Here is a 23,023-nt window from a genome sequence, read left to right as displayed (position 1 = left end):
ATCAGCGCCTTTCGCCTGCGGCCAGCGGGGTCGCCGGGGCCCGGTCGGGCACGCGGCCCCAGACCCGGTTCAGCTGGCAGGTGTTCATCTGCGGCAGGACGCGGCTGCCGAAATGGCAGGCCTCCTCCTTGTGGGGATAGCCTGACAAGATGAAGGCGCGGATGCCCATATTCCGCAACTCCTCCAGCTTGGTCAGGACCTGGTCGGTCGATCCGACGATGGCCGCGCCGCAGCCCGACCGCGCCCGGCCCACGCCGGTCCACAGGTTCGGTTCGATATAGCCCTCCAGATCCGCCATTTCCCGGTTGCGGGCCTGGCGGCTGACGCCGAGCGATCCCGCATCCAGCGCCCGTTCGCGGATCGCGCGGCCCTGTTCGTCATCCAGCTGGCTGACCAGCTCGCGGGCATATTCGCGGGCCTCGGCCTCGGTGTCGCGGACGATGACATGGGCGCGGAAGCCGTAATCCAGCGTGCGGCCGTATTTCTCGGCCGCCGCATGGGCGGCGCGCATCCGGTCGGCGATATCCTCGGTCTTTTCGGGCCACATCAGATAGACGTCGCAATGCTGACCGCAGAGATCCAGCGCATCGGGGGAATAGCCGCCGAAATAGAGCATCGGCCCGCCCTGCTGATAGGGGCGCGCGGGGTCCGTCGTCAGGCCGGTGAAATTATAGACCTCGCCCTGATAGTCGATCTGGTCGCGGGTCCAGGCCTGCTTCAGGATCTCGACCACCTCGCGACTGCGTTGATAGCGGAAGGGGCTGGGCTCCTGCTGGCCGGGGAAGTCGCTCGAGATGATGTTGACCGTCAGCCGGCCCTCCAGCATGTGGTCCAGCGTGGCGATGGTGCGGGCCAGCATGATCGGCTGCATCTCGCCGCAGCGGACGGCGGCCAGCAGGTTGATGCGGTCGGTGATGGGCGCGCAGCCCGCCACGAAGGACAGCGTGTCCTGACCCACCTGATAGCTGGACGGGCAGAGGATGTTGCCGAAGCCCTGCGCCTCGGCAGTCTTCACGATGTCGCTGCAATGGGACCAGGACGATCGCAGATCGCCCTCGGGCACGCCCAGATGGCGGTAATCGTCCGAACAGAGCGCCGAGAACCAGGCGACCTCGACCGCCTTCAGATCGGCGGATGTGACGGGAACGACGGACATGCTCTCCTCCGTGAGTCGCCTTCGATTCACTCTTGCATAGCGGCGTCCTTGATGTAGATCAATGGGGCATCAATTTTCCGCGGGAGGGGGGCGGATGACCGACAGCACGCGCGCCGACGCCCTGCCGCTGCATATGCAGATCAGCGAGTTGATGATCCGCGACATCGCCGCGGGCCGGCTGGTCGACGGCCAGCGCCTGCCCCCCGAACGCCAGCTGGCCGAGGCGCATGGCACCACCGTGCGCACGCTGCGCAAGGCGCTGGCGGTGCTGGAACTGCAGGGCCTGCTGGAACGGCGGCAGGGGTCGGGGAACTATGTCCGCGCGGGCGGGCAGCCGGTCTCGGTCTATTCGATGTTCCGGCTGGAACATGCCCAAGGCGGCGGCGGTCTGCCCAATGCGCGCATCCTGTCGGTGGACCTGACCGACAAGGATGCGGGCCAGCCCGATTACGGCACCAGCGCGCAGGGCACCCGGTTCCGCCGCCTGCGATTCCTGGACCGCACCCCGATCGCGGTCGAGGAAATCTGGCTGGATGCCGGCGCGGGCGCCATCCCGCGCGATCAGGTGCAGGATTCGCTCTATCTGACCTACAAGCGGTCGCTGAAGCTGTGGATCACCCGGGCCGAGGACCGCGTGGGCCTGGGCGTGGTCCCCGATTGGGCGCCCGAGGCCTTCGCCCCCCGCCCCGGCGCGACCTGCGCCTATATCGAGCGGCTGTCCTGGGCCCAAGGCCCCCGCGCGGTCGAGTTTTCACGCACCTGGTATGACCATGAACGGGCGCTCTATGTGCAGCGCCTCATCTGAGGAGACCCCGATGACGATCCAGACCCCGCTGTCCACCCGGACCCGGACGATCACCTATGGCGTGATCGGCTGCGGCATGATGGGCCAGGAACACCTGCGCAACATCGCGCTGCTGCCCGGCACGGCGATCGGTGCGATCTTCGAACCGGATGCGGGGATGCGCGCCGCGGCCCAGGCCTTGGCGCCGGGCGCCGCGATGGTGGACAGCGTCGAGGCGCTGCTGGCCCATCCGGACCTCGACTGCCTGCTGATAGCCAGCCCGAATCACCGCCATGTCGCCCAATTGCAGGCCGCCCTGCGCCGCCCGCTGCCGGTGCTGGTGGAAAAGCCTCTGTTCACCGATGCGGCGGACCTGGCGGCAGTGGATGCCTTCGCGCGCGACTATCCCGCGCCGGTCTGGGTGGCGATGGAATACCGCTACATGCCCCCCGTCGCGCGGCTGCTGGAGATGGCGCCCGAGGCCACCGGCGGCATCCGCATGCTGACCATCCGCGAACACCGCTTTCCGTTCCTGGACAAGGTCGGTGCCTGGAACCGCTTCAACAGCCAGACCGGCGGCACCTTCGTCGAGAAATGCTGCCATTTCTTTGACCTGATGCGGCTGGCCGTGGGCGCCGATCCGGTCAGGATCATGGCCATGGGCGGGCAGGCGGTGAACCATCTGGGCGAACGCTATCAGGACCGCACGCCCGACATCTTCGATCACGGCTATGTCGCGGTCGAATTCGAGGGCGGCATCCGCGCCATGCTGGAGCTGTGCATGTTCGCCGAGGGCGCCCGCTGGCAGGAGGAGATCAGCGCCGTCGGACCCAAGGGCAAGATCGAGGCCTTCGTCCCCGGCCCGACCCGGTTCTGGCCCGACCATCTGGGCACCCCGCCCATCGCGCAGGTCGTCGTCTCGCCCCGCGATCCCAAGGGTCCGCAGGTCCACGAGATCCCGGTCGATCCGACCCTGCTGGAGGCGGGCGACCATAACGGGTCGACCTTCTATCAGCATCAGCGCTTCCTGGACCTGGTCCGCAGCGGTCAGGGCCGCCCCGAGGTGGGGATCACGGACGGGCGTTGGGCCGTGCTGATGGGGCTGGCCGCCCAGCAATCCATGACCGAGGGGCGCGCGGTCACGCTCTGATCGCCGCACAGGGGCTGTGCGCGGGCGGCCCTGCCCAGAGCCGCGCGATCGCGCTAGGGTGGTGGCGCAAAAGCCCGAGGTTCCCATGCGCCACAACACCGCCACCTGCTATGGCAGCGTCGCCCGCACGCTGCACTGGCTGACCGCCCTGCTGATCATCGCCAATATCGGGCTGGGTCTGTGGGCCGTCTATCTGCCGCTGGATGCGATGGCGCTGAAGGTGCAGGTCTTTTCCCTGCACAAGACCTTGGGGATCACCGCGCTGGCCGTGGCGCTGGTTCGGATCCTCTGGGCCTTCGGCCAGACGCGCCCCGCGCCGGTCCATCCCGACCGCCGGGCCGAGACCTTGGCCGCCGAGGCGGTGCATTGGACGCTCTATGCCGCGATGGTGCTGGTGCCGGTGACGGGCTGGGTCGAACATGCCGCGACCGAGGGCTATGCGCCGATCCTCTGGCCCTTGGGGCAGGGCCTGCCCTTGGTGCCGAAATCGCCGGCGCTGGCGATGACCATGGCCTCGGTCCATACGGCGCTGGCCTTCCTGCTGATCGGGTCGATCCTGCTGCATGTGGCGGGGGCGCTGAAACATGCGCTGATCGACCGCGACGGGGTGCTGGCGCGGATGACGCGGGGCCGGCCCGCGGGGCCGGGCGTGGCTGCGGGCCATGCGGGGCCGGCCTTGGTCGCGGTTCTGGTGATCGCCGCGGCGGGAGGGTTAGGTTGGGCGACGCGGCCGGGCGACGCGGCGCCCTCGGACCGGCTGGCCCAGGCCGTGTCGGACTGGCAGGTGATCGACGGGCGGCTGGCCTTTTCCGTGCGCCAGATGGGGTCCGAGGTCCAAGGCGGGTTCGAGGACTGGACCGCCGCCATCACCTTCGATCCCGACAGCGGCACGGGCCGGGTGGATGTGGCGATCAACATGGACAGCGTGACCATCGGCACCGTCACCCAGCAGGCCAAGGGCGCCGATTTCTTCGACGTGGACGCCCATCCGGTTGCCCGTTTCCAAGGCGAGATCCGCCCCGATGGCGCGGCTCATCTGGCCGAGGGTGTGTTGGAACTGCGCGGCGCCTCGATGCCGGTTTCGCTGCCTTTCGATCTGCAGATCGACCCGGACGGGGTGGCGCGGATGCAGGGCGCCACGGTTCTGGACCGGCGCGACTGGCAGATCGGGCAGGGCTATGGCGATGAATCCACGGTCGGATTCGCGGTCGACCTGGTGGTGGAGCTGCGCGCGCAACGGTGATGTGCGCAGGATGACAGGCCCTGTTCGGTCATCGCCAGTTGCCCCCGGGCCCCGGACGCGCGACCTTGGTGCCACAACAAACGGAGATTCCGATGCTGAAGACCACCGCACTGACCGCCGCCCTCGCCCTGACCGCCGGGGCCGCGATGGCCGCCCCCGAGACCTATCAGCTGGACACCTCGCACAGCCAGATCGTCTTCACCTATGATCACCTGGGCTTTTCCACCACGACCGGCATGTTCGGCGACATCACCGGCACGATCACCTTCGACGCCGAGGACCCGGCCGCATCCTCGGTCGAGGCGACCTTTCCCGTCGCCTCGCTGATGACCGGCTTTGCCGGCCGCGACCAGCATTTCCTGTCGGACGACTTCTTCGGCGGCGAAGGTGCCGCCCCGGAGGTGACCTTCACCTCGACCTCGATCGAGGTGACGGGCGACGACACCGCGCTGATCACCGGCGATCTGACGCTGAACGGCGTCACGCGCGAGGTCGTGCTGGACACCACGCTGAACCAGCAGGGCACCCATCCGATGGAGAACAAGCCCTGGCTGGGCTTTGACGCGACCACCACCTTGGTGCGCAGCGAATTCAACCTGGGCATGTTCGCCCCCGCCGTGTCGGACGAGGTCGAAGTGATGATCTCGGTCGAGGCAATGCCGCAGGAATGACGCCTGCGCCCCCGGGCCCGTCGGGTCCGGGGGTATTCCCGTCAGCCCAGGCCGTAGCTGCGCACCAGCGCACCGGCGATCATCCCCCACCCGTCGACCACCACGAAGAATGCCAGCTTGAAGGGCAGCGAGACCACCACCGGTGGCAGCATCATCATGCCCATCGACATCAGCACCGCCGCCACAACCAGGTCGATGATCAGGAAGGGCAGGGCGATCAGGAAGCCGATCTCGAAGGCGCGCTGGATCTCGGACAGCATGAAGGACGGGATCAGGACCGACAGCCGGTTCTCGGGGCCGGTGCCGGGGGCGATCTCGGCCAGGTTGGCCAGCGTGTCGGGGTCGGTGCGGGCCTCCATGAAGCCCTGAAAGGGCACGATGCCGCGCTGGAACGCCTCGGCGATGCCGATCTGGCCCTGTTGCAGGGGCAGCCCCGCGACCTGCCAGGCCTCGCGCAGGACAGGGTCCATGATGAACCAGGCTAGAAAGATCGACAGGCTGACGATCAGCATGTTCGGCGGCGCCTGTTGCAGGCCGATCGACTGGCGCAGGATCGACAGCACCGTCACGATGAACGGAAAGGCCGTCACCATGATGGCGATGCCCGGCGCCAAAGACAGCGCCGTCAGCAGCAGGACCAGCAGCACCGCGTTTTCGCCCAGGCCCGCGCCCAAGGCGTCGCCCAGGCCCTGGGCCATGACGGAGGTCGGCAGCAGGATCAGCCCCGCCGCCCAGATCGCGCTTCGGTTCACGGCGTCCCCACGGCCCCCAGGACCCGGACGCAGAGGCGGTCCTCGGTCGTGCCGTCGCCGGTCAGCTCGCCGCGGGCGATGACCTTGTCGCCCACGCAGATCTCGACCCCGTCCTCGATCGCCTGGTCCAGGACCAGGACGTCATCGGCCCGCAGCGCAGCCAGCTGCGACACCGTCTGGCGGGTGCGGCCGAGGCGGATCGTGACCTCGACCTGGATCGTGTCGGTGTCGATCAGATGCTTCAATGCGTCCATGGGTTCGTGTCCTCGGTGATTTCCAGGATGAGCGCGCGGATCTCCGCGACGGTGCGGGCGGGGTCGAATTCGATCCGGCCGCCCTGCAGGGTGATGGTGATGCGGTCGTCGGCGGCGGGGATCAGCTCGATCCCCTCCAGCCCGGCATCGGCGATGCAGGATGCGACCAGCGGGTGCAGCGGTTCGGGGCAGGCGATGCGCGCGGTGGGTGCGGCAGCCCGGCGGGCGAGGTCTGACAGCTCGTCGCGCAGCGCCTCCTCCAGCCGGCGGGAGGCGAAGGCGGGGGCGGTCAGGTCCAGGATCTGGTGCAGGACCGGGGTCAGCGCCTCGACCGCCTCCTGCCGCAGGGCGCGGCGGCGGTCGGCATCATCCGACAGGCTGGCGGCCAGCCGGGCCAGCTCGTCGCGCAGGGCGGCGGCCTGGGCATCGGCGGCCTCCGCCCGGGCCTGGGCCATGCCGTCGGCGAAGGCCTGGTCCAGGTCGTCGCGGCTGAAGGTCGGCTCGGGCGGCCGGATCGCCGTGGGGCTGGAGAAGGATTCGAGTTTGAACAGGGCCAGGCTCAATTCACTTTCTCCTTGTTGTCGATCCAGCCCGACAGGATCTTGACGCTTTCGTCATGGCGTTCCTTCATCAGGGCCTTCAGGCGGGCGACGGGATCGGCGGGGGGCAGGGACAGCGTCTCGACGCCCGGGAACTCGATCGGGACCACCCGCGGATTGTCGGGCGAGGGTTCGAAATCGTCCTGGATCGAGCCGTTCAGCCCGCCCATCATCGGGGGCATCGGCGGCAGGCTGTTATCCAGCTGGGGCGGCTGTTGGGCTGCGGCGCGGTTGCGTAGCACGGGCCGCAGGACCATCAGCGCGATGGCCAGTGCAAAGGCCCCGATCAGCGCGATCCGCGCCAGGTCGTTCAGTGCCAGCCGGTCCAGGAAGCCCGGCGCGGCCAGGGTGCCGCTTTCGCCCAAGGTGGCGAAGGGCAGGGACTTTACCGTGATCTGGTCGCCCCGCGCCTCGTCATAGCCGACCGCCGAGGCCACCAGCTCGCGCAGGGTCTGCAGTTCGGCCTCCGGGCGGGGGACCAGGCTGGTCTGGCCTTGGGCATCGGCCTGGACGGTGCCGTTGACCAGCACGGCCACGGTCATGCGGCGGGTCGATCCGGGCTGGCGCTGGACCTCGCGGGTGACGCGGCTGACCTCGAAATTCGACTGGCTGCGGTTCTCGGCGCGGTTGCTCTGGCTGCTGTCGCCGGGCTGCTGCTGGGCGTCGGGCAGGTTCGATGCGGCGGTCACCGCGCCCGACCCGGTGGTGTTCGACTGATCCGTCGTCTCCTCGACCACGGTCGAGATCAGCGCCCGCTGATCGGGGTCGAAGCGCTGTTCGGTCAGCAGCTCGGTCTCGGTCATCAGGTCCAGATTCAGCTCGACGATGGCGTTGCCGATGCCGACATGCGGCTCGAGGATGCGCTCGACGTTGCGCTTCATCTCGGCCGCGCGGTCGGCGCCGGTCTGATCCTCGGACGCGGCGATGATGCCGCGCTGCGAATCGATCACCGTCACCCGGTCGGGATGCATCCCCGGCACCCCGGACGAGACCAGGTATTTCAGCGCCGCCGCCTGGTCGCGGTTGATCGCCTGGCCGTTCGTCGTCAGCGTCACCGAGGCGCTGCCGTTCTGGTCGCGGCGATAGCCGCGCCCGGTCTCGATCGCCAAGTGGACGCGGGCGGTCTGAACATTGGGCAGGGCCAGGATGGTGCGCGCCAGCTCGCCCTCCTTGGCGCGCCAATAGGCGGCGTCGAACATCTGCGAGGTGGTGCCGAAGCCCGACATCCCGTCCAGCAGCTCGTAGCCGGTCGAGGATGCCGCGGGCAGGCCCTGCGCGGCCAGTTCCATGCGCAGCCGGTCGCGCTGGTCGGCGGCGACCCAGATCGAATCGCCGCGCACCTCGTAGGGGACGCCGGCGCGTTCGATGCCGCCGATCACCTCGCCGGCCTGGGCGCTGTCTAGCCCGCCATAGATCAGTGCCATGCTGGGGCGGCTGGCCAGCCAGCCGAACCCCGCGATCACCAGGAAGGTCCCCAGGAAGGCAGCCCCCAGGATCATCCGCTGCTGCGAGCTTCGCTCGTTCCAGTAGTCCTGCAGTTTTTGCAAAACCGTTCCTTTCGAATCATCGCCTATCGGTCGTCTGACCCTGAAATGACATGGCCCGAATTAAGAATTGGTTAGTCGCGACCTGTTATTTCCGGATCGTCAGGACGGAGAATCACGATGACCGAACTTGTTGCCGCCCCCGAGGATCAGGCCCCCGCGAAGAAGCGCAGACTGATCCCGCTGATCGTCGTCCTGGGGCTGGCCGGGGCGGGATTCGCCTCGACCTATCTGGGGCTGTGGTCGCCCTCGGCGCTGCTGTCCTCGCCCGCTGCACCGCAGGCGGCGTCGGGCGAACAGATGGCGGTGGAATTCATCGACGTCCCCACGATCGAGGTCGCCCTGCCCGGCGGGCGGGCGCGCACCCTGGTCCTGACCGCCACGATCGAGACGGATGCCGCGCACAAGGCCACCGTCACCCATCTGATGCCGCGCGTCCTGGACGCCTTCACGACGTTTCTGTCGAATGTCGACCCCGCCGCCTATGACAAGCGCGGCGTGCTGGAGGTGATCCGCGCCGAACTGGTCACCCGCACCCGCTTCGTCCTGGGCGAGGAGCCGGTCAAGGACCTTCTGATCACGGAGTTTCGTTTCAAATGACCCTCGAACATCTGATGCAGGGCCTGCTGCTGGCCGCCTGTCTGGGCCTCGGGGTGTTCTGCCTGACCCTGACGCGCCGCCTGCGCAAGCTGAACGACCTGGAAAGCGGGCTGGGCGGCGCCATCGCCGTCATGGCGGCCGAGGTGGACCGACTGGAACGCGCCATCCGCCAGGCCCGCGACGAGGCGATGACCGCCAGCGAGCGTCTGGCCGAGGAGATCGAGACCGCGCGCCGCGAACGCGCGATCTGGGACCTGCGCCAGCGCATCGGCGCCGCCGCATCCGAGGCCCCGGCCGCCGCCACCGGCCGCCGCCTGCGCAAGCGCGAGGTGCATCATGGCTAGGCTCATGCTGCCCGCCCTGACGGTGATGTTCGCGCTGCCCGCCGCCGCGATGCTGTGGCAGGGCAAGGATTTCACCCGCATCTTCGCGGCGGTGGCGGCGCCCTCGGACCTGCTGCAGGGCTGCGGCGACGTCCCCGAGGCCGTCGCCCTGGCCGAGGAGCTGCGCGACCGCGCGCTGCGCATCGAGCGCTACATGGAGGCGCTGGACCTGCGCAAGGCCGACCTGGTCCAGGCCGACAGCACCCTGCGCGAGCGCCTGACCGAGCTGCGCGCCCAGAAGGGCAGCGTCACCGCCCGCCGCGACGGCGCGACCGAGGCGGTGCGCAACGACATCGACCGCCTGATCGCCGTCTATGACCAGATGAAGCCTGCCGAGGCGGCCGCGATCCTGACGAACCTTCCCGCCGATTTCGCGGCCGAGATCCTGATGCGCGTCCAGCCCGAGACCGGCGCCCGCATCATCGCCGCCGTCGAGCCCCGCCAAGCCGCGCTGCTGACCGCCCAGATGGGCGCGCGCAGCGTCCGCAACCCGTAAAGGACCTCTCCCAATGTTCGGATTCGTCGGCATTTTCGTGACCTTGGCCATGGTCTTCGGCGGCTATCTTCTGGCCGGTGGCAAGATGGGGGTGATCCTGCACGCCTTGCCATTCGAGATGATGATGATCATGGGCGCCGCCATCGGCGCCTATCTGCTGGGCAACGACACCCATGTCGTCAAGCACACGGTCAGCGGCCTGGTGCGCGCCTTCAAGGGTCCAAAATGGACCGCCCAGGACCATCAGGACGTGCTGTGCCTGATGTTCCAGCTGCTGCGCATCGCCAAGGAGAACCCGGTCGCGCTGGAACAGCATATCGAGAATCCCGGCGAATCGCCGATCTTCACCGCCTATCCGCGCCTTGCGGCCGATCACAACGTCGTCTCGCTGATCGCGGACACGCTGCGTTCCGCCAGCCTGAACTACGACGATCCCTACCAGGTCGAGGACATGCTGTCCAAACGCATCGCCGTCCTGCGCGAGGAGGAGATGCACGTCCCCCACGCGCTGCAGAACATGGCCGACGCGCTGCCCGCCCTGGGCATCGTCGCGGCGGTGCTGGGCATCATCAAGACCATGAGCTCGATCGACCAGCCGCCCTCGGTGCTGGGCAAGATGATCGGCGGCGCGCTGGTGGGCACCTTCCTGGGGGTGTTTCTGTCCTACGGCTTCGTGGCGCCCCTGGCCAACAGGCTGGGCGCGGTGGTCAAGCAGGACCTGGGCTTCTACGATGTCGTCAAGTCGGTCCTGGTCGCGGGCCTGCACCAGCACGCCACGACGCTCTGCGTGGAGGTCGGGCGGCAGACGGTCCCCGAACATGTCCGGCCCAGCTTCGACACGCTGGAAGGCGCGCTGCGCGAGCTGAAGAAGGCCGCCTGATGCCCCTGCGCCCCCGGTCCCGCCTGACGCTGATCCTGGCCCTTGCCCTGGCCGCGGCCCCGGCCGGCGCCGAACGGATCGAGGAGTTCCGGCAGGTCGCGAATGACTGGCTGCTGTCGGGGCGGGGGCTGCCGCGCGACTACCGGGTCGAGCTGATGCGCATGGACAGCGCCGACCGCCTGCAGGCCATCGCCTATCTGCGCCGGATCGGCCTGCTGACCGACCGGCCCTGGACGCTGGACGACCTTCTCAGACCCGCGGTGACCAGAACGGAGCCCGAAGAATGACCCCCATCGCCGCCCTGTCGGGAAAATCCCACAAGCTGCTGGACGCCCCCCTGCTGGTCACCGGGGGGCTGGTCCTCGTGGTGATCTCGCTGGTGATCCCCCTGCCGGCGGGGGTTCTGGATTTCGGCATCGCCATCTCGATCGCGATGGCGACGCTGGTGCTGGTCATGGCGTCGCTGGTGGATAAGCCCACGGATTTCCAGGCCTTTCCGGTGATGCTGCTGATCAGCCTGGTGATCCGGCTGTCGCTGAACGTGTCCTCGACCCGGCTGATCCTGACCGAGGGCCAGACCGGCAAGCAGGCGGCGGGCCAGGTCATCAACGGTTTCGCCGATTTCGTGGCGGGCGGCTCGATCCTGGTAGGGATCACGGTCTTCGCGGTGATCTCGGTCGTCAATTTCATGGTCATCACCAAGGGCTCGGGCCGCATGGCCGAGGTCGCGGCCCGCTTCGCGCTGGATTCGCTGCCCGGCAAGCAGCTTGCCATCGACGGCGACCTGAATGCCGGCGCCATCGACCATCAGGAGGCCAAGCGCCGCCGCATCCAGGAACAGCGCGAGATCAGCTTCTTCGGATCGCTGGACGGCGCGTCGAAATTCGTCAAGGGCGACGCGATCGCGGGGATCGTGATCACGCTGATCAACCTGTGCATCGGCCTGGCGGTGGGCATCACCGTCCACGGCATGCCGATGGGCGAGGCCGTGTCGACCTATTCCCACCTGACGATCGGCGACGGGCTGGTCAGCCAGATCCCGGCGCTGATCACCTCGATGGCGGCGGCGCTGCTGCTGTCGCGCGGCGGCGCGACCGAGACCACGGCCAGCCTGATGTCGTCGGAATTCGCCCGCAGCTGGCAGCCCGCGGCCATGGTGGCGGCGGCGATGGCGGTGATCTCGCTGGTGCCGGGCATGCCCAAGCCGCTGTTTCTGGCCATCGCGGCTGCGATGGCGCTGATCGCTTGGCGCATCCATGCCCGGAACCGAAGGGCTGAGGCGGAACTGCCCGACCTGCCGGCCGAGACCGGTGCCAAGCCCGCCGCGCGCATGGGCGATGTGCTGGACACCGACGATATCGCGGTCGAGATCGGGTCGGACCTGATCGTCACCGCGCTGGATCAGGCGCGCGGACTGGGCAGCCGGATCAGCAACCTGCGCATCCATATCGCGCGAAGCTTCGGCCTGATCCTGCCCGATGTGCGCATCACCGATACCGATGACCTGCCGCCCGGCGACTACCAGATCCGCATCCAGGGCGTCATCCGTGGCCGCGGCACGCTGCGCCCGACCGAGATCCTGGCCCTGGGCCCCGACACGCTGCTGGCCCAGCTGGGTGGGATCGCCGTGCGCGAGCCGGTCTATAACAGCCCCGCCCGCTGGATCCATCCCTCGGGGCAGGAGGACGCGGCCGTCCTGGGTGCCACCATCGTCACCCCGATGGAGGTCCTGTCGACCCATCTGATGGAGGTGGTCAAGGGCAACCTGCCGGCGCTGCTGACCCTGGGCGCGATGCAGCGCCAGATCGAGGAGCTGCGCACCCTGTCCGATACCGGCCGCGCCGAACGCAACCGCAAGTATTTCGACAGCATGATGCCCGACAAGGTCAGCCCCGAGACGCTGCTGGCGATCCTGCGGGCGCTGCTGGAGGAACGCATCTCGATCCGCAACCTGCCGCTGATCGTGGACGCGATCTGCGAATTCCGCGGCGTCGAGCAGCCCGAGATGATCTATGAACTGGTGCGCAAGCGCCTGCGCGGCCAGATCACCCAGCAATATACCGACGAGGCCGGCCGCATCGCCGCCCTGCAGCTGCACCCCTCGTGGGAGGCGGAATTCGTGCGCTCGGACGCCGAGACCGGCCGGCCCGGCGGGGGGGCGATGACCCCGGCCCTGTCGCGCAAGCTGACCGATGCGGTGCGCAAGGCCCTGGCCCAGGCCGAGCCGGTGGCCCGCACCGTCGTGGTGGCCCCCGACCACCGCCGCCGGATGATCCGCGCGGTCCTGGGCGCGAACGGCATGTCGATCCCCGTCCTGGGCCTGGAGGAGGTCGACCCCTTGGCCGAGCTGCGCCTGCTGGGCACGGTCGAGGCCGCGTGATGTGGGACCAGCTTCAGGCCCTGTTTCCCGGCCTGGACTGGTCGCTGGTGCTGGTCTATGCGCGGGTCCAGGCCTGCATCCTGATGCTGCCCGCCTTGGGCGAGCGGGTGATCGGCGCCCGCGTCAAGGTCGCGCTGGCCATGGCGATGACCCCCCTGCTGTCGGGCATCGCGCCCGGCACCGCCATGCCCGCCGATCCCTTGGGCATGGGCGCCCAGATCGGGGCCGAGATGCTCTTGGGCTTTGCCACCGGCACGATGCTGCGCCTGCTGGCCCTGTCGATCAACCTGGCCACGACGGCCATCGCCGCCACCGCATCGCTGTCCCAGATCATGGGCGTCCAGAACGAGATGTCGCCCCATCCGATCGGCAACATGCTGCATCTGGGGGGGCTGGCGATCCTGATGGCACTGGGCCTGCCGGTGATGCTGGTCGAGCTGATCGCCGACAGCCTGACGCTCTGGCCGCCCGCATCGCTGCCCCGGGCCGAGGGGTTGGCCATGGCGGTCGTGGGCATCGTCTCGGACAGCTTCTGGCTGGCGCTGATGCTGGCGGCGCCCTTCACCTTGGGCGGGTTCCTCTATCAGGCGCTGTCTGGGGTGATCAACCGGGTGATGCCGAACCTGCCCGTGGTCTTCATTGGGGCCCCGGCCTCGATCATGCTGGCGCTGCTGGGGCTGGCGGTGATGGCGCCCTTGCTGGTCGGCATCTGGGCCGATGCCGTGCTGGGCTTCATGCTGCCCCCGATCCCCTGAGGACCCCCCGATGAGCGAGCAGGACGACGACAAGCAGTTCGAGGCGACCGAGCAGAAGCTGCAACGGGCACGCGAGAAGGGCGACATCCCCCGATCGACCGAGCTGAACGTGACGATGATGTATCTGGGCGCCTTCCTGGCCTTCGGCCTGGGGGCGGCGGTGGCGGTGCGGCACTGGCTGGGCATGGCCAGCCGCGCGATGGGATCCGAGGGCTGGGCCCCCGGCGCGCCCGCGGCCATCGCGCGCGATCTGGGGATCTTTGCGGGGGCGGCGACGGTGGGGCTGGCGGCGGTGCTGATCGTGACCATCCTGCTGGGCCTGATCGCCACGCGCAGCCTGATCTTTTCCCCCGAGAAGCTGGCCCCCGACTTCAAGCGCGTGAACCCGATGAAGAACGCCAAGCAGAAATTCGGCGGCGACGGGCTGATGACCTTCGCCATGTCGGTGGGCAAGGCGTCGCTGGTCTGCCTGGGGGGCTGGTTCATGTTCGCCTCGCTGCTGGACCGGATCGCCGCGCTGTCTTTGGCGGGGGGTCAGTGGATCCCCGCGATCGGCACGATCCTGATGCAGGTGCTGATCCTGGGGCTGCTGGTCTCGGTCGCGTTCACGGTGCCGGACATGCTGTGGAAATGGTTCAGCCACCGCCGCAAGAACCGCATGAGCCGCAAGGAGATGCAGGACGAATTCAAGCAGTCCGAGGGCGATCCCCATCTGAAGGCCGCCCGCCGCCAGCGCGCCGTGGACATCGCCATGCAGAGCATGCTGGCCGACGTGCCGGGCGCCGACGTGATCATCGTGAACCCGACCCATTACGCGGTGGCGCTGAAATGGACCCGCGGATCGGGCCGCGCCCCGGTCTGCGTGGCCAAGGGCACGGACGAGATCGCCGCCCGCATCCGCGCCAAGGCGACCGAGGCCGGGGTGCCGATCTGGTCCGACCCGCCCTGCGCCCGCGCGATCCATGCCCAGGTCCGCATCGGGGACGAGATCCACCGCGACCATTTCGCCGCCGTCGCCGCCGCCATCCGCTTTGCCGAGAAGATGCGCCAGAAGGCCCGCGCCGGATGGTAGACAAGATCGCCCAGCTGAAGCAGCTCGAACGCATCGCCCGGCTGAAGGCCGAGCGCCAGCTGAAGAGCTTTGCCGCCTTCAACGCGCATATGACCGCCGCGCGCAACCGCGTCGGCGCCCTGCACACCAGCCTGGAGCAGAGCTATGACAGCGCCGCCCCCCTGACCCTGCCCGAGGCACGGGTCGCCAATGCCCAGGCCGGCCGCGCCGCGCGCGAGCTGCGCCAGGCCGATCAGGACCTGCAGCGCATGACCCCGCGATTCGAGGTCGCCCGCCAGCAGGCCGCCCGCGAATTCGGCCGGGCCGAGGTGCTGCTGAGCCTGGGGCGTGACGCGGAACGGGCCGCGCGCAAGGAACGGCTCTGATCGGCGCTGCGAATTGGACAGGCAGGCGGAGGGATGCTAGGCACGGGGCGCGCGCGGGCGCGCGAGCCACGGGGGAAGCCATGCTGCACAGCGATCCGAATACCGACGACCACCGCACGATCTGGACCTCCGATGCCGCGAGGGCCGTGTTCGACCAGCCGCTGATGGACCTGCTGTTCCGGGCCCAGACCGTGCATCGCCGGCATTTCGACCCCAACCGCGTGCAGCTGAGCCGCCTTCTGTCCATCAAGACCGGCGGCTGCCCCGAGGATTGCAGCTATTGCAGCCAGTCGTCGCGCCACAATTCGGGCCTGTCGGCATCCAAGCTGATGGAGGTCCAGCGCGTCATCGCCGAGGCCCGCCGCGCCCGCGACGCGGGCGCCACGCGATACTGCATGGGGGCCGCATGGCGCAGCCCCAAGGCCCGCGACATGCCCCAGATCGTCGCCATGATCGAGGGCGTGAAGGCCTTGGGCATGGAGACCTGCATGACCTTGGGGATGCTGGATGCCGATCAGTCCGCGCAGCTGGCCGAGGCGGGGCTGGATTACTACAACCACAATATCGACACCTCGGAGGCGCATTACGCCAATGTCATCACCACCCGCACCTTTGCCGAGCGCTTGGATACGCTGGAGGCGGTGCGCCAAGCGGGCATCAAGGTCTGTTCGGGCGGCATCCTGGGCCTGGGCGAGGGGTCGCAGGACCGGGTCGACATGCTGGTGACCCTGGCGAACCTGCCCTCGCCCCCTGACAGCGTGCCGATCAACATGCTGATCCCCGTCGCGGGCACGCCGCTGGAGGATGCGGCCCCGGTCGATCCGATCGATTTCGTGCGCATGATCGCCACGGCGCGTATCATGATGCCGCGGGCCCATGTGCGCCTGTCGGCCGGCCGCACCGCGATGACCGACGAGCTGCAGGCCATGTGCTTCTTTGCCGGGGCCAATTCGATCTTTGTGGGCGACACGCTGCTGACCAAGGACAATCCCGAGGAGGAGGCCGACATGCGCCTGTTCGCCAAGCTGGGCCTGACGCCGATGGTCGCGCATGAGCATGCCCCCGACGAGGCGCGGCGGGCCGAGTTGCTGGCCGCGGATCCGGCGATCCCGATCCTGCGCTGAGGACCGGGGGTTTCACCCCCGGACCCCCAGGGTATTTCGACAACGGAGAGGCTGGCGTGGATCGGTTGGCGTTCTATCGGCGGGATCTGGAGGCGCTGGAGGCAGGGTCGCGTCTGCGGTCCCTGACGGGGCGGCGCGGGGTCGACTTCTCGTCCAACGATTATATCGGGCTGGCCACGGCGCCGCGGATGGTGGCGGCGGTGCGGCGGGCCTTGGGGGATGTGCCGATCGGGGCGGCGGGGTCGCGCCTGCTGCGGGGCGAGACCGAGGCGCAGGCGCGGTTCGAGGCGGAGGCCGCGCGGTTCTTCGGGGCCGAGGCGGGTTTGGGTTTCGGCGGCGGCTATGTCGCGAATTTCGCCGTTCTGACGACCCTGCCGCAGCGGGGGGACCTGTTGCTGATGGATGCGCTGTCCCATGCCAGCACACATGAGGGCGCCCGGGCCGGGCGGGCCGAGGTGGCGCGTTTTCGCCATGGCGATGTGGATCATGCGCGGGACGTGATCGCGGCCTGGCGCGCGCAAGGGGGGCGCGGGGCCGTCTGGATCGCGGTCGAGAGCCTCTACAGCATGGACGGGGACCGCGCGCCCTTGGACGACCTGATGGTGCTGGCGGATGAGCATGGCTTTCTGATGGTGGACGAGGCGCATGCGACGGGCGTCTTCGGGCCGCAGGGGCGGGGCTTGGCGCATCATCTGGAGGGGCGGCACAATGTCGTGACCCTGCACACCCTGGGCAAGGCCTTGGGCGGGTCGGGGGCGCTGATCTGCGGGGCGCGGGTTCTGGTGAATTTCCTGGTGAACCGCTGTCGGCCCTTCATCTTTGCCACCGCGCCATCGCCCCTGATGGCGGTGGCGGGGCTGGAATCGCTGGCGATCCTGCGCGACGAGCCATGGCGGCAGGCCAGCCTTGCCGGGCATGTCGCGGCCTTCGGGGCCGAGATGGCGCGGCGCCTGCCGCAGGTCCCGGTCAGCGGCAGCCAGATCGTGCCGCTGATCGTCGGGCCCGATGCCGGGGCGATGGCGTTGGCCTCAGCCGTGCAGGCGCGCGGTTTCGACGTGCGGGGCATCCGCCCCCCGACCGTGCCCGAGGGGACCGCGCGGTTGCGCGTGTCGCTGACGCTGAATGCCACGCGCGGGGATGTCATCCGACTTGCCGAGACGCTGGAGGAGCTATGGCCCGATACGTGATCACCAGCACCGGGACGGATGTCGGCAAGACGGTCTTTGCGGCTGGTCTGTGCGGGCTGATCGGTGCGGAATACTGGAAGCCGGTGCAGTCCGGGCTGGCCGGCAACGTGCCCATGCCGGGGGATGCCGCGCCTGCGCCCGAACCTCTGGCCGGCACCGACCGGGCCGAGGTCGCGCGCCTGTCGGGCGTCCCCACCCATCCGGAGGCCGCGCTGCTGCGCGAGCCCTTGTCCCCCCATCGCGCGGCGGAGCTGCAGGGCGTCGCGCTGGATCCCGGGTCCTGGGCGCCGCCGCCAGCGGATCGGCTGGTCATCGAGGGGGCGGGCGGGGCGCTGGTGCCGGTGACGCGGGATCTGCTCTTCGCGGATCTGTTCGCGCGCTGGCAGCTGCCGGTGATCGTGGTCTGCGCCACCGGGCTGGGCACGATCAGCCACAGCCTGACCGCGCTGGAGAGCCTGCGCGCGCGGGGCGTGCGGCTGCATGGGGTGGCCTTTGTCGGCCCTGCGAATGACGACAACATGGCGACGATCGGGCAGATCGGAGGGGTCAGGGTGCTGGGGCGGCTGCCTTTGCTGGATCGGCTGGACCGGGACAGCCTGACTGCGGCGATGCGCGCGGCCTTCCGGGCGGAGGATTTCGCATGAGCGCCGTCTGGCATCCCTTCTTTCAGCACGGGACCGAGCCTGCGCCGCCGCGTGCGATCTCCAGCGCGGGGGCCTTCATCCAGACGGATCGCGGGCCGCTGCTGGACGGGATCAGCAGCTGGTGGGTGGTCACGCATGGCCACAACCAGCCCGAGATCGTCGAGGCGATCCGCGAGACCGCCGGGCGGCTGGACCAGGTGATCTTTGCGGGCCTGACGCACGCCCCCGCGGAGGAGCTGGCCGAGGCGCTGGTGGCGATGACGCCCGCGGGGCTGGACCACGTCTTCTACAGCGACAGCGGGTCCACCGCGGTCGAGGTCGCGCTGAAGATGGCCTTGGGATATTGGCGCCACGAGGGCGACGGGCGCCACCGGATCGCGGTGATCGAGGACAGCTATCACGGCGACACGATCGGCACGATGAGCGTGGGCGAGCGCGGCGTGTTCAACGCCGCCTATGACCCGCTGATGTTCGGCGTGGACCGGCTGCCCTTTCCCGAAGGCGACGGGGGGGCGACGCTGGCGGCCCTCGAGGCGCTGGCGGCCAGCGGGCGGATGGCGGCGATCATTCTGGAGCCGCTGGTGCTGGGCGCGGGGGGAATGCGGATGTATTCCGCCGACGTGCTGGCCGGGCTGCGGGCGATCTGCGACCGGCATGACGTGCTGATGATCGCGGATGAGGTGATGACGGGTTGGGGCCGCACGGGGCGGCTCTGGGCCTGTGATCATGCGGGGGTGGCGCCGGATATCCTTTGCACCTCCAAGGGGTTGACGGGGGGCGTGGTGCCGCTGGCGGCGACGCTGGCCAGCGGGCGGATCTTCGACGCGCATCGGTCCACGGATCGGCGGCGGACATTCTATCACTCCAGCAGCTACACCGCGAACCCGATCGCCTGCGCGGCGGCGCTGGCGCAGGTGCGGTTGTGGCAGGCCAGGCCCATGCAGGCGCGGCTGGATGCGCTGGCCGCGATGCAGGCGGACCGGCTGGCGCGGCTGGACGGGCGGTTCACCAATATCCGCCAATGCGGGACCATCGCGGCGGCGGATCTGGTCGTCCCCGAGGGAGGATACCTGTCCGAGGTCGGGCCGCGGATGCGGGCGCATTGCATGGCGCGCGGCGTGCTGCTGCGGCCCTTGGGGAACACGGTCTATGTCCTGCCGCCCTATTGCGTGACGGGCGCCGATCTGGACGCGGCCTGGGGGGCGGTCACCTCATTTCAGGTCTAGATCGACCCAGACCAGCCTGCGATGCGAGGCCAGCGCCACGGATTCCGCCAAGGGATCACCGGGCGCGGGCCAGATCACGCCCGCATCCAGCACCCGCAGCCCCTGCGCGGGCAGCACGTAATCCAGCCGCAGGTTCCCCGGCGCGCGCGCATATTCCGCCGTGTCCAGCGCCGGATCGCCGCGGTGATCGGCATTCGGCCCGGTCTGGGGCGGCTGCCATGCGCCGCGGGGCCGGGGGTCCTGCGTGACGGCCAGCAGCGCGGTCAGCGCCGCCGGATCGCCGTCGCCATCGGCGGGGTCCAGGTTCAGGTTCCCGATGATCGCAAAGGGCGCGTCGGGCAGGTGGTCCAGCCAGAAGGCGGCCTCGTCATGGTTGCGGGGGATGTTTCGCGGCTCGAAGGCCGGGGGGGTGGCGGAAAAGGCCAGCAGATGCAGCGGCCCCGCAGGCGTGGTCAGCGCCACGTCCCAATGCGCGGTGGTGGACAGGCGCGCGATATCGGCATGGGGGCTGTCGGGCATGCGGTGCCCCGGCATGTCGCGCCAGAGCGTCTCGGTATGGTCGGTGACCCCGGCGATGGGCAGGCGCGACAGGACCGCCATGCCGCCTTGGCCCCGAAAGGCGCCATAGCCCTGCGCGTCGCGCGCCCGGCCCAAGCGCCCGTCGCCATCCATGTCGCGCCCGGTGGGCAGGCCGGTATTGGGCGGGCCGGCATGGCGGTGGGGCATCGGGTGGCCCGCAGCCTCCAGCAGGTCTGCGAAGGCCGTCAGCGCGCGCCCCTCCAGGTCCCAGTCCAGCCCGGTCAGCAGGATCGCGTCGGGGGCCGCATGGGCGATGACCTGCGCGGCGGCCAGCACCTGCGGATCGTCGCGCCCGATATCGCGCAGCAAGAGACCCGGCCCGTCGCGCGTCAGGCCGGGGTTCCAGGTGGCGATGCGCAGGGTCTCGGCCCCCGCCGGCGTGGCGAGGACCAGAAGGGCCAGCGCCCTTAGATCCACGAACGTCAGATCCAGGGGCGGGCCTGCGCCATGGCGCTTTCGAAGCTGTCGATGGCGGGGGCCTTCTCCATGGTCAGGCCGATATCGTCCAACCCGTTCATCAGGCAGTGCTTGCGGAAGGGGTCGATCTCGAAGCCATAGGCCGTGCCATCCGCACCGGTGACGGTCTGGCTGTCCAGATCGACGGTCAGGCGGGCATTCGCGCCGTTGCGGGCATCGTCCATCAGCGCGTCCACGGCCTCCTGCGGCAGGACCACGGGCAGGATGCCGTTCTTGAAGCAGTTGTTGAAGAAGATGTCGGCGAAGCTGGTCGAGATCACGCAGCGGATGCCAAAATCCAAAAGCGCCCAGGGCGCGTGCTCGCGTGACGATCCGCAGCCGAAATTATCCCCCGCCACCAGGATCTGCGCGTCGCGCCAGGCGGGCTGGTTCAGGACGAAATCGGGGATTTCGCGTCCCTCGCGGTCATAGCGCAGCTCGTCGAAGAGGTTCACGCCCAGGCCGGACCGCTTGATGGTCTTCAGGAACTGCTTGGGGATGATCATGTCGGTGTCGATATTGACCAAGGGCATGGGGGCCGCGATGCCGGTCAGAGTTGTGAACTTGTCCATAGGTGTCGATGCCTTCAGGTCTGGCGCCGGGCGGTCTAGGATGCGACCTGACCTTTGCGCGGAGTGATGTTTTGAGGCTGATGGAACTGCAAGGATGCGTGGCCGGCCGCTGGTCGCCGCAGATCGGTGATCCGGATGTGACGGGCTGGTTGACTGTAATGGCCTATGTGCTGACCGCCATCCTGTCGATTGCGGTGTGGCGCAGGCTGGCGGGGCGCGCCGGTCGGGTCTTCTGGGCCGTTCTGGTCGTCCTGCTGGCCTTTCTGGCCGTCAACAAGCAGTTGGATCTGCAAAGCGCGCTGACCGCTGCAGGAAAATGCCTGGCCACCGCGCAAGGCTGGTATGCCGAGCGCAGATCCGTCCAGGCGGGTTTCATCGCGACGCTTCTGGCCATCGTGGTGCTGGGTCTGGTCGCCGCGATGCTGATGCTGCGGAACAGCCTGGGCCGCGATTTTCTGGCGCTGCTGGGACTGGCCATTGTGCTGGCCTTTGTCATGGGCCGGGCGGTCAGCATCCATCGTTTCGACAACCTGATCGGGGCGCAGAGCCTTGGCGTGTCGAATAATTTCCTGTTCGAAAATGCCGGTCTGCTGCTCATTGCCCTGAACGCGGTCCTGCTGCTGCGCCGTTACCGCGGGCCGGGCCCGGGCGCCAACAGGCCCTGAGCCCCCGCCGGCATGGACCATCTTGCTCATGCCGGCTGGGCTGCGAATTCGCGGATGTCGGTCAGGCGTCCGGTGACCCCCGCCGCCGCCGCCATGGCAGGCGACATCAGATGGGTGCGGCCCTTGTAGCCCTGACGCCCCTCGAAGTTGCGGTTCGAGGTCGCGGCGCAACGCTCGCCCGGCTTCAGCTGGTCGGGATTCATGCCCAGGCACATCGAACACCCCGCCAGACGCCATTCGAACCCGGCATTGGTGAAGATGACGTCCAGCCCCTCCTCCTCGGCCTGGGCGCGCACCAAGCCCGATCCGGGAACGACCATGCCGCGCACGCCGGGCGCCAGAGTGCGGCCGCGCAGCACCTCGGCGGCGGCGCGCAGATCCTCGATCCGGCCATTGGTGCAGGATCCGATGAAGACCGCGTCGATGGCGATCTCGGTCAGCGGCGTCCCGGCGGTCAGGCCCATATAGTCCAGCGACCGGCGCGCGGCATCGACCTTGCCGCCGGTAAAGCTTTCGGGGGCGGGGACCGATGCGGTGATGGGCAGCGCGTCCTCGGGGGATGTGCCCCAGGTGACGGTGGGCGCGATGTCCTCGGCGCGGATGGTCAGGACCTTGTCGAAATGCGCGCCCTCGTCGGAGAACAGCGTCTTCCACCAGGCGACGGCGGCCTCCCATTGCGCGCCCTTGGGCGCATGGGGGCGGCCCTTGACGTAGTTGAACGTGACCTCGTCCGGCGCGATCAGGCCGGCGCGGGCCCCGCCCTCGATCGCCATGTTGCAGATGGTCATGCGGCCTTCCATCGACAGGTTGCGGATCGCCTCGCCGCAATATTCGATGACATGGCCGGTGCCGCCCGCCGTGCCGGTCTCGGCGATGATGCGCAGCACGATGTCCTTGGCGGTCACGCCCGGGGCCAGGCGGCCGGTGATTTCCACCTTCATGTTCCTGGACTTGCCCTGGATCAGGGTCTGGGTGGCCAGGACATGCTCGACCTCCGACGTGCCGATGCCGTGGGCCAGCGCCCCGAAGGCGCCATGCGTCGCGGTATGGCTGTCGCCGCAGACGACCGTCATGCCGGGCAGGGTCCAGCCCTGTTCGGGGCCGACGATATGCACGATGCCCTGGCGGATGTCGGTCACCGGATAGTAATGCACCCCGAATTCGCGGGCATTGCGGTCCAGCGCATCGACCTGGATGCGGCTTTCCTCGTTGTCGATGCCCTGCTGGCGGTCCAGCGTGGTGGGCACGTTGTGATCGGGCACGGCGATGGTGCGTTCGGGGGCGCGGACCGTGCGGCCGGTCATGCGCAGCCCCTCGAAGGCCTGCGGGCTGGTCACCTCATGGACCAGGTGGCGGTCGATATAGAGAAGGCAGGTGCCGTCCTCCAGGCGATCCACCACATGGGCGTCCCAGATCTTGTCGTAAAGCGTGCGTGCGGTCATGGCTGATGTCTTTCGGCTGTGATGCGGATGGGGCGATGGGCGGA

26 protein-coding genes are annotated in these 23,023 nt (G+C 69.0%); 18 read left to right on the top strand and 8 right to left on the bottom strand.

Translation table 11 applies throughout. From position 1 onward, the window contains the following. Position 1: 1 nt before the first annotated feature. A complete protein-coding gene (locus JHW48_RS14545; protein WP_119884619.1) occupies positions 2-1,156 on the bottom strand; it encodes an LLM class flavin-dependent oxidoreductase in 1,155 nt (384 codons plus the stop codon). A 94-nt stretch (positions 1,157-1,250) separates the two neighbouring features. Here JHW48_RS14545 and JHW48_RS14540 point away from each other — a divergent pair, with 94 nt between their 5' ends. From JHW48_RS14540 to JHW48_RS14525, 4 genes are all read left to right on the top strand, one after another. Continuing rightward, complete coding sequence (locus JHW48_RS14540) at positions 1,251-1,961, top strand: GntR family transcriptional regulator (RefSeq protein WP_119884620.1); 711 nt, start codon at positions 1,251-1,253, stop codon at positions 1,959-1,961. A gap of 10 nt (positions 1,962-1,971) precedes the next feature. After that, on the top strand, positions 1,972-3,090 hold the full coding sequence (locus JHW48_RS14535) for a Gfo/Idh/MocA family protein (protein ID WP_119884621.1): 1,119 nt from the start codon (positions 1,972-1,974) through the stop codon (positions 3,088-3,090). Positions 3,091-3,175: 85 nt separating this feature from the next. Continuing rightward, positions 3,176-4,333: a cytochrome b/b6 domain-containing protein gene (locus JHW48_RS14530; protein WP_119884622.1), complete on the top strand. Its 1,158-nt coding sequence runs from the start codon at positions 3,176-3,178 to the stop codon at positions 4,331-4,333. A gap of 92 nt (positions 4,334-4,425) precedes the next feature. Continuing rightward, on the top strand, positions 4,426-5,004 hold the full coding sequence (locus JHW48_RS14525; protein ID WP_419182394.1) for a YceI family protein: 579 nt from the start codon (positions 4,426-4,428) through the stop codon (positions 5,002-5,004). 41 nt (positions 5,005-5,045) lie between these two features. Here the strand turns inward: JHW48_RS14525 and fliP are convergent, their stop codons facing one another. From fliP to fliF, 4 genes are read right to left on the bottom strand one after another with little or no spacing between them, the layout of a single operon-like run. After that, positions 5,046-5,756: a flagellar type III secretion system pore protein FliP gene (fliP, locus tag JHW48_RS14520; RefSeq protein WP_419182393.1), complete on the bottom strand. Its 711-nt coding sequence runs from the start codon at positions 5,754-5,756 to the stop codon at positions 5,046-5,048. Beyond that, positions 5,753-6,010: a FliM/FliN family flagellar motor switch protein gene (locus JHW48_RS14515; protein WP_119884623.1), complete on the bottom strand. Its 258-nt coding sequence runs from the start codon at positions 6,008-6,010 to the stop codon at positions 5,753-5,755. The genes fliP and JHW48_RS14515 overlap by 4 nt, the downstream gene beginning before the upstream one ends. Beyond that, positions 5,998-6,573, bottom strand: a complete 576-nt coding sequence (locus tag JHW48_RS14510; RefSeq protein ID WP_119884624.1) for a hypothetical protein — start codon at positions 6,571-6,573, stop codon at positions 5,998-6,000. Before JHW48_RS14510 ends, JHW48_RS14515 begins: the two co-directional genes overlap by 13 nt. Further along, positions 6,570-8,156, bottom strand: coding sequence for a flagellar basal-body MS-ring/collar protein FliF (fliF, locus tag JHW48_RS14505; protein ID WP_119884625.1), 1,587 nt, complete (start codon positions 8,154-8,156; stop codon positions 6,570-6,572). Before fliF ends, JHW48_RS14510 begins: the two co-directional genes overlap by 4 nt. Positions 8,157-8,273: 117 nt before the next feature. On the opposite strand from fliF, the gene JHW48_RS14500 reads away from it, so the two are divergent. The 13 genes from JHW48_RS14500 (at position 8,274) to JHW48_RS14440 (ending at position 19,265) form a co-directional block, all read left to right on the top strand. Continuing rightward, positions 8,274-8,753 carry a flagellar basal body-associated FliL family protein gene (locus JHW48_RS14500; RefSeq protein ID WP_119884626.1) on the top strand — a complete coding sequence of 160 codons (480 nt, stop codon included), beginning with the start codon at positions 8,274-8,276 and terminating at the stop codon, positions 8,751-8,753. Further along, a complete protein-coding gene (locus tag JHW48_RS14495) occupies positions 8,750-9,097 on the top strand; it encodes a hypothetical protein (protein ID WP_119884627.1) in 348 nt (115 codons plus the stop codon). Before JHW48_RS14500 ends, JHW48_RS14495 begins: the two co-directional genes overlap by 4 nt. Then, positions 9,090-9,632: a MotE family protein gene (locus tag JHW48_RS14490; RefSeq protein ID WP_119884628.1), complete on the top strand. Its 543-nt coding sequence runs from the start codon at positions 9,090-9,092 to the stop codon at positions 9,630-9,632. The genes JHW48_RS14495 and JHW48_RS14490 overlap by 8 nt, the downstream gene beginning before the upstream one ends. A gap of 13 nt (positions 9,633-9,645) precedes the next feature. Further along, a complete protein-coding gene (gene motA, locus JHW48_RS14485; RefSeq protein WP_119884629.1) occupies positions 9,646-10,512 on the top strand; it encodes a flagellar motor stator protein MotA in 867 nt (288 codons plus the stop codon). Then, positions 10,512-10,799 (top strand): hypothetical protein, encoded by a 288-nt coding sequence (locus tag JHW48_RS14480; protein ID WP_119884630.1) that lies wholly within the window; start codon positions 10,512-10,514, stop codon positions 10,797-10,799. The genes motA and JHW48_RS14480 overlap by 1 nt, the downstream gene beginning before the upstream one ends. Next, positions 10,796-12,892 (top strand): flagellar biosynthesis protein FlhA, encoded by a 2,097-nt coding sequence (locus JHW48_RS14475; protein WP_119884631.1) that lies wholly within the window; start codon positions 10,796-10,798, stop codon positions 12,890-12,892. The genes JHW48_RS14480 and JHW48_RS14475 overlap by 4 nt, the downstream gene beginning before the upstream one ends. Further along, a complete protein-coding gene (locus JHW48_RS14470) occupies positions 12,892-13,647 on the top strand; it encodes a flagellar biosynthetic protein FliR (RefSeq protein WP_119884632.1) in 756 nt (251 codons plus the stop codon). The genes JHW48_RS14475 and JHW48_RS14470 overlap by 1 nt, the downstream gene beginning before the upstream one ends. A gap of 10 nt (positions 13,648-13,657) precedes the next feature. Beyond that, positions 13,658-14,719: a flagellar type III secretion system protein FlhB gene (flhB, locus tag JHW48_RS14465; RefSeq protein WP_119884633.1), complete on the top strand. Its 1,062-nt coding sequence runs from the start codon at positions 13,658-13,660 to the stop codon at positions 14,717-14,719. Continuing rightward, complete coding sequence (locus JHW48_RS14460) at positions 14,713-15,084, top strand: hypothetical protein (protein WP_119884634.1); 372 nt, start codon at positions 14,713-14,715, stop codon at positions 15,082-15,084. The genes flhB and JHW48_RS14460 overlap by 7 nt, the downstream gene beginning before the upstream one ends. Positions 15,085-15,164: 80 nt before the next feature. Further along, positions 15,165-16,208, top strand: a complete 1,044-nt coding sequence (gene bioB, locus JHW48_RS14455; RefSeq protein WP_119884635.1) for a biotin synthase BioB — start codon at positions 15,165-15,167, stop codon at positions 16,206-16,208. Positions 16,209-16,264: 56 nt separating this feature from the next. After that, the gene (locus JHW48_RS14450) at positions 16,265-17,395 is read left to right on the top strand and encodes an 8-amino-7-oxononanoate synthase (RefSeq protein ID WP_240637650.1); all 1,131 of its coding nucleotides are present in this window, start codon (positions 16,265-16,267) and stop codon (positions 17,393-17,395) included. Beyond that, positions 17,392-18,039, top strand: coding sequence for an ATP-dependent dethiobiotin synthetase BioD (gene bioD, locus JHW48_RS14445; protein WP_336390893.1), 648 nt, complete (start codon positions 17,392-17,394; stop codon positions 18,037-18,039). The genes JHW48_RS14450 and bioD overlap by 4 nt, the downstream gene beginning before the upstream one ends. Beyond that, a complete protein-coding gene (locus tag JHW48_RS14440) occupies positions 18,036-19,265 on the top strand; it encodes an adenosylmethionine--8-amino-7-oxononanoate transaminase (RefSeq protein ID WP_119884637.1) in 1,230 nt (409 codons plus the stop codon). The genes bioD and JHW48_RS14440 overlap by 4 nt, the downstream gene beginning before the upstream one ends. Here the strand turns inward: JHW48_RS14440 and JHW48_RS14435 are convergent. Together JHW48_RS14435 and leuD are read right to left on the bottom strand one after the other, a co-directional pair. Further along, positions 19,251-20,261, bottom strand: coding sequence for an endonuclease/exonuclease/phosphatase family protein (locus tag JHW48_RS14435; protein ID WP_240637651.1), 1,011 nt, complete (start codon positions 20,259-20,261; stop codon positions 19,251-19,253). The genes JHW48_RS14440 and JHW48_RS14435 overlap by 15 nt on opposite strands. Positions 20,262-20,266: 5 nt before the next feature. Beyond that, a complete protein-coding gene (gene leuD, locus JHW48_RS14430) occupies positions 20,267-20,872 on the bottom strand; it encodes a 3-isopropylmalate dehydratase small subunit (RefSeq protein ID WP_119884638.1) in 606 nt (201 codons plus the stop codon). Positions 20,873-20,952: 80 nt separating this feature from the next. Here leuD and JHW48_RS14425 point away from each other — a divergent pair, with 80 nt between their 5' ends. Beyond that, positions 20,953-21,537, top strand: a complete 585-nt coding sequence (locus JHW48_RS14425) for a hypothetical protein (protein ID WP_119884639.1) — start codon at positions 20,953-20,955, stop codon at positions 21,535-21,537. A 26-nt stretch (positions 21,538-21,563) separates the two neighbouring features. Here the strand turns inward: JHW48_RS14425 and leuC are convergent, their stop codons facing one another. Next, on the bottom strand, positions 21,564-22,979 hold the full coding sequence (gene leuC, locus JHW48_RS14420) for a 3-isopropylmalate dehydratase large subunit (protein ID WP_119884640.1): 1,416 nt from the start codon (positions 22,977-22,979) through the stop codon (positions 21,564-21,566). Positions 22,980-23,023: the final 44 nt, after the last annotated feature.

This window comes from Paracoccus aestuarii, from assembly GCF_028553885.1.
Lineage (GTDB): Bacteria > Pseudomonadota > Alphaproteobacteria > Rhodobacterales > Rhodobacteraceae > Paracoccus > Paracoccus aestuarii.
This window is presented reverse-complemented; position numbering and strand designations above follow the sequence as displayed.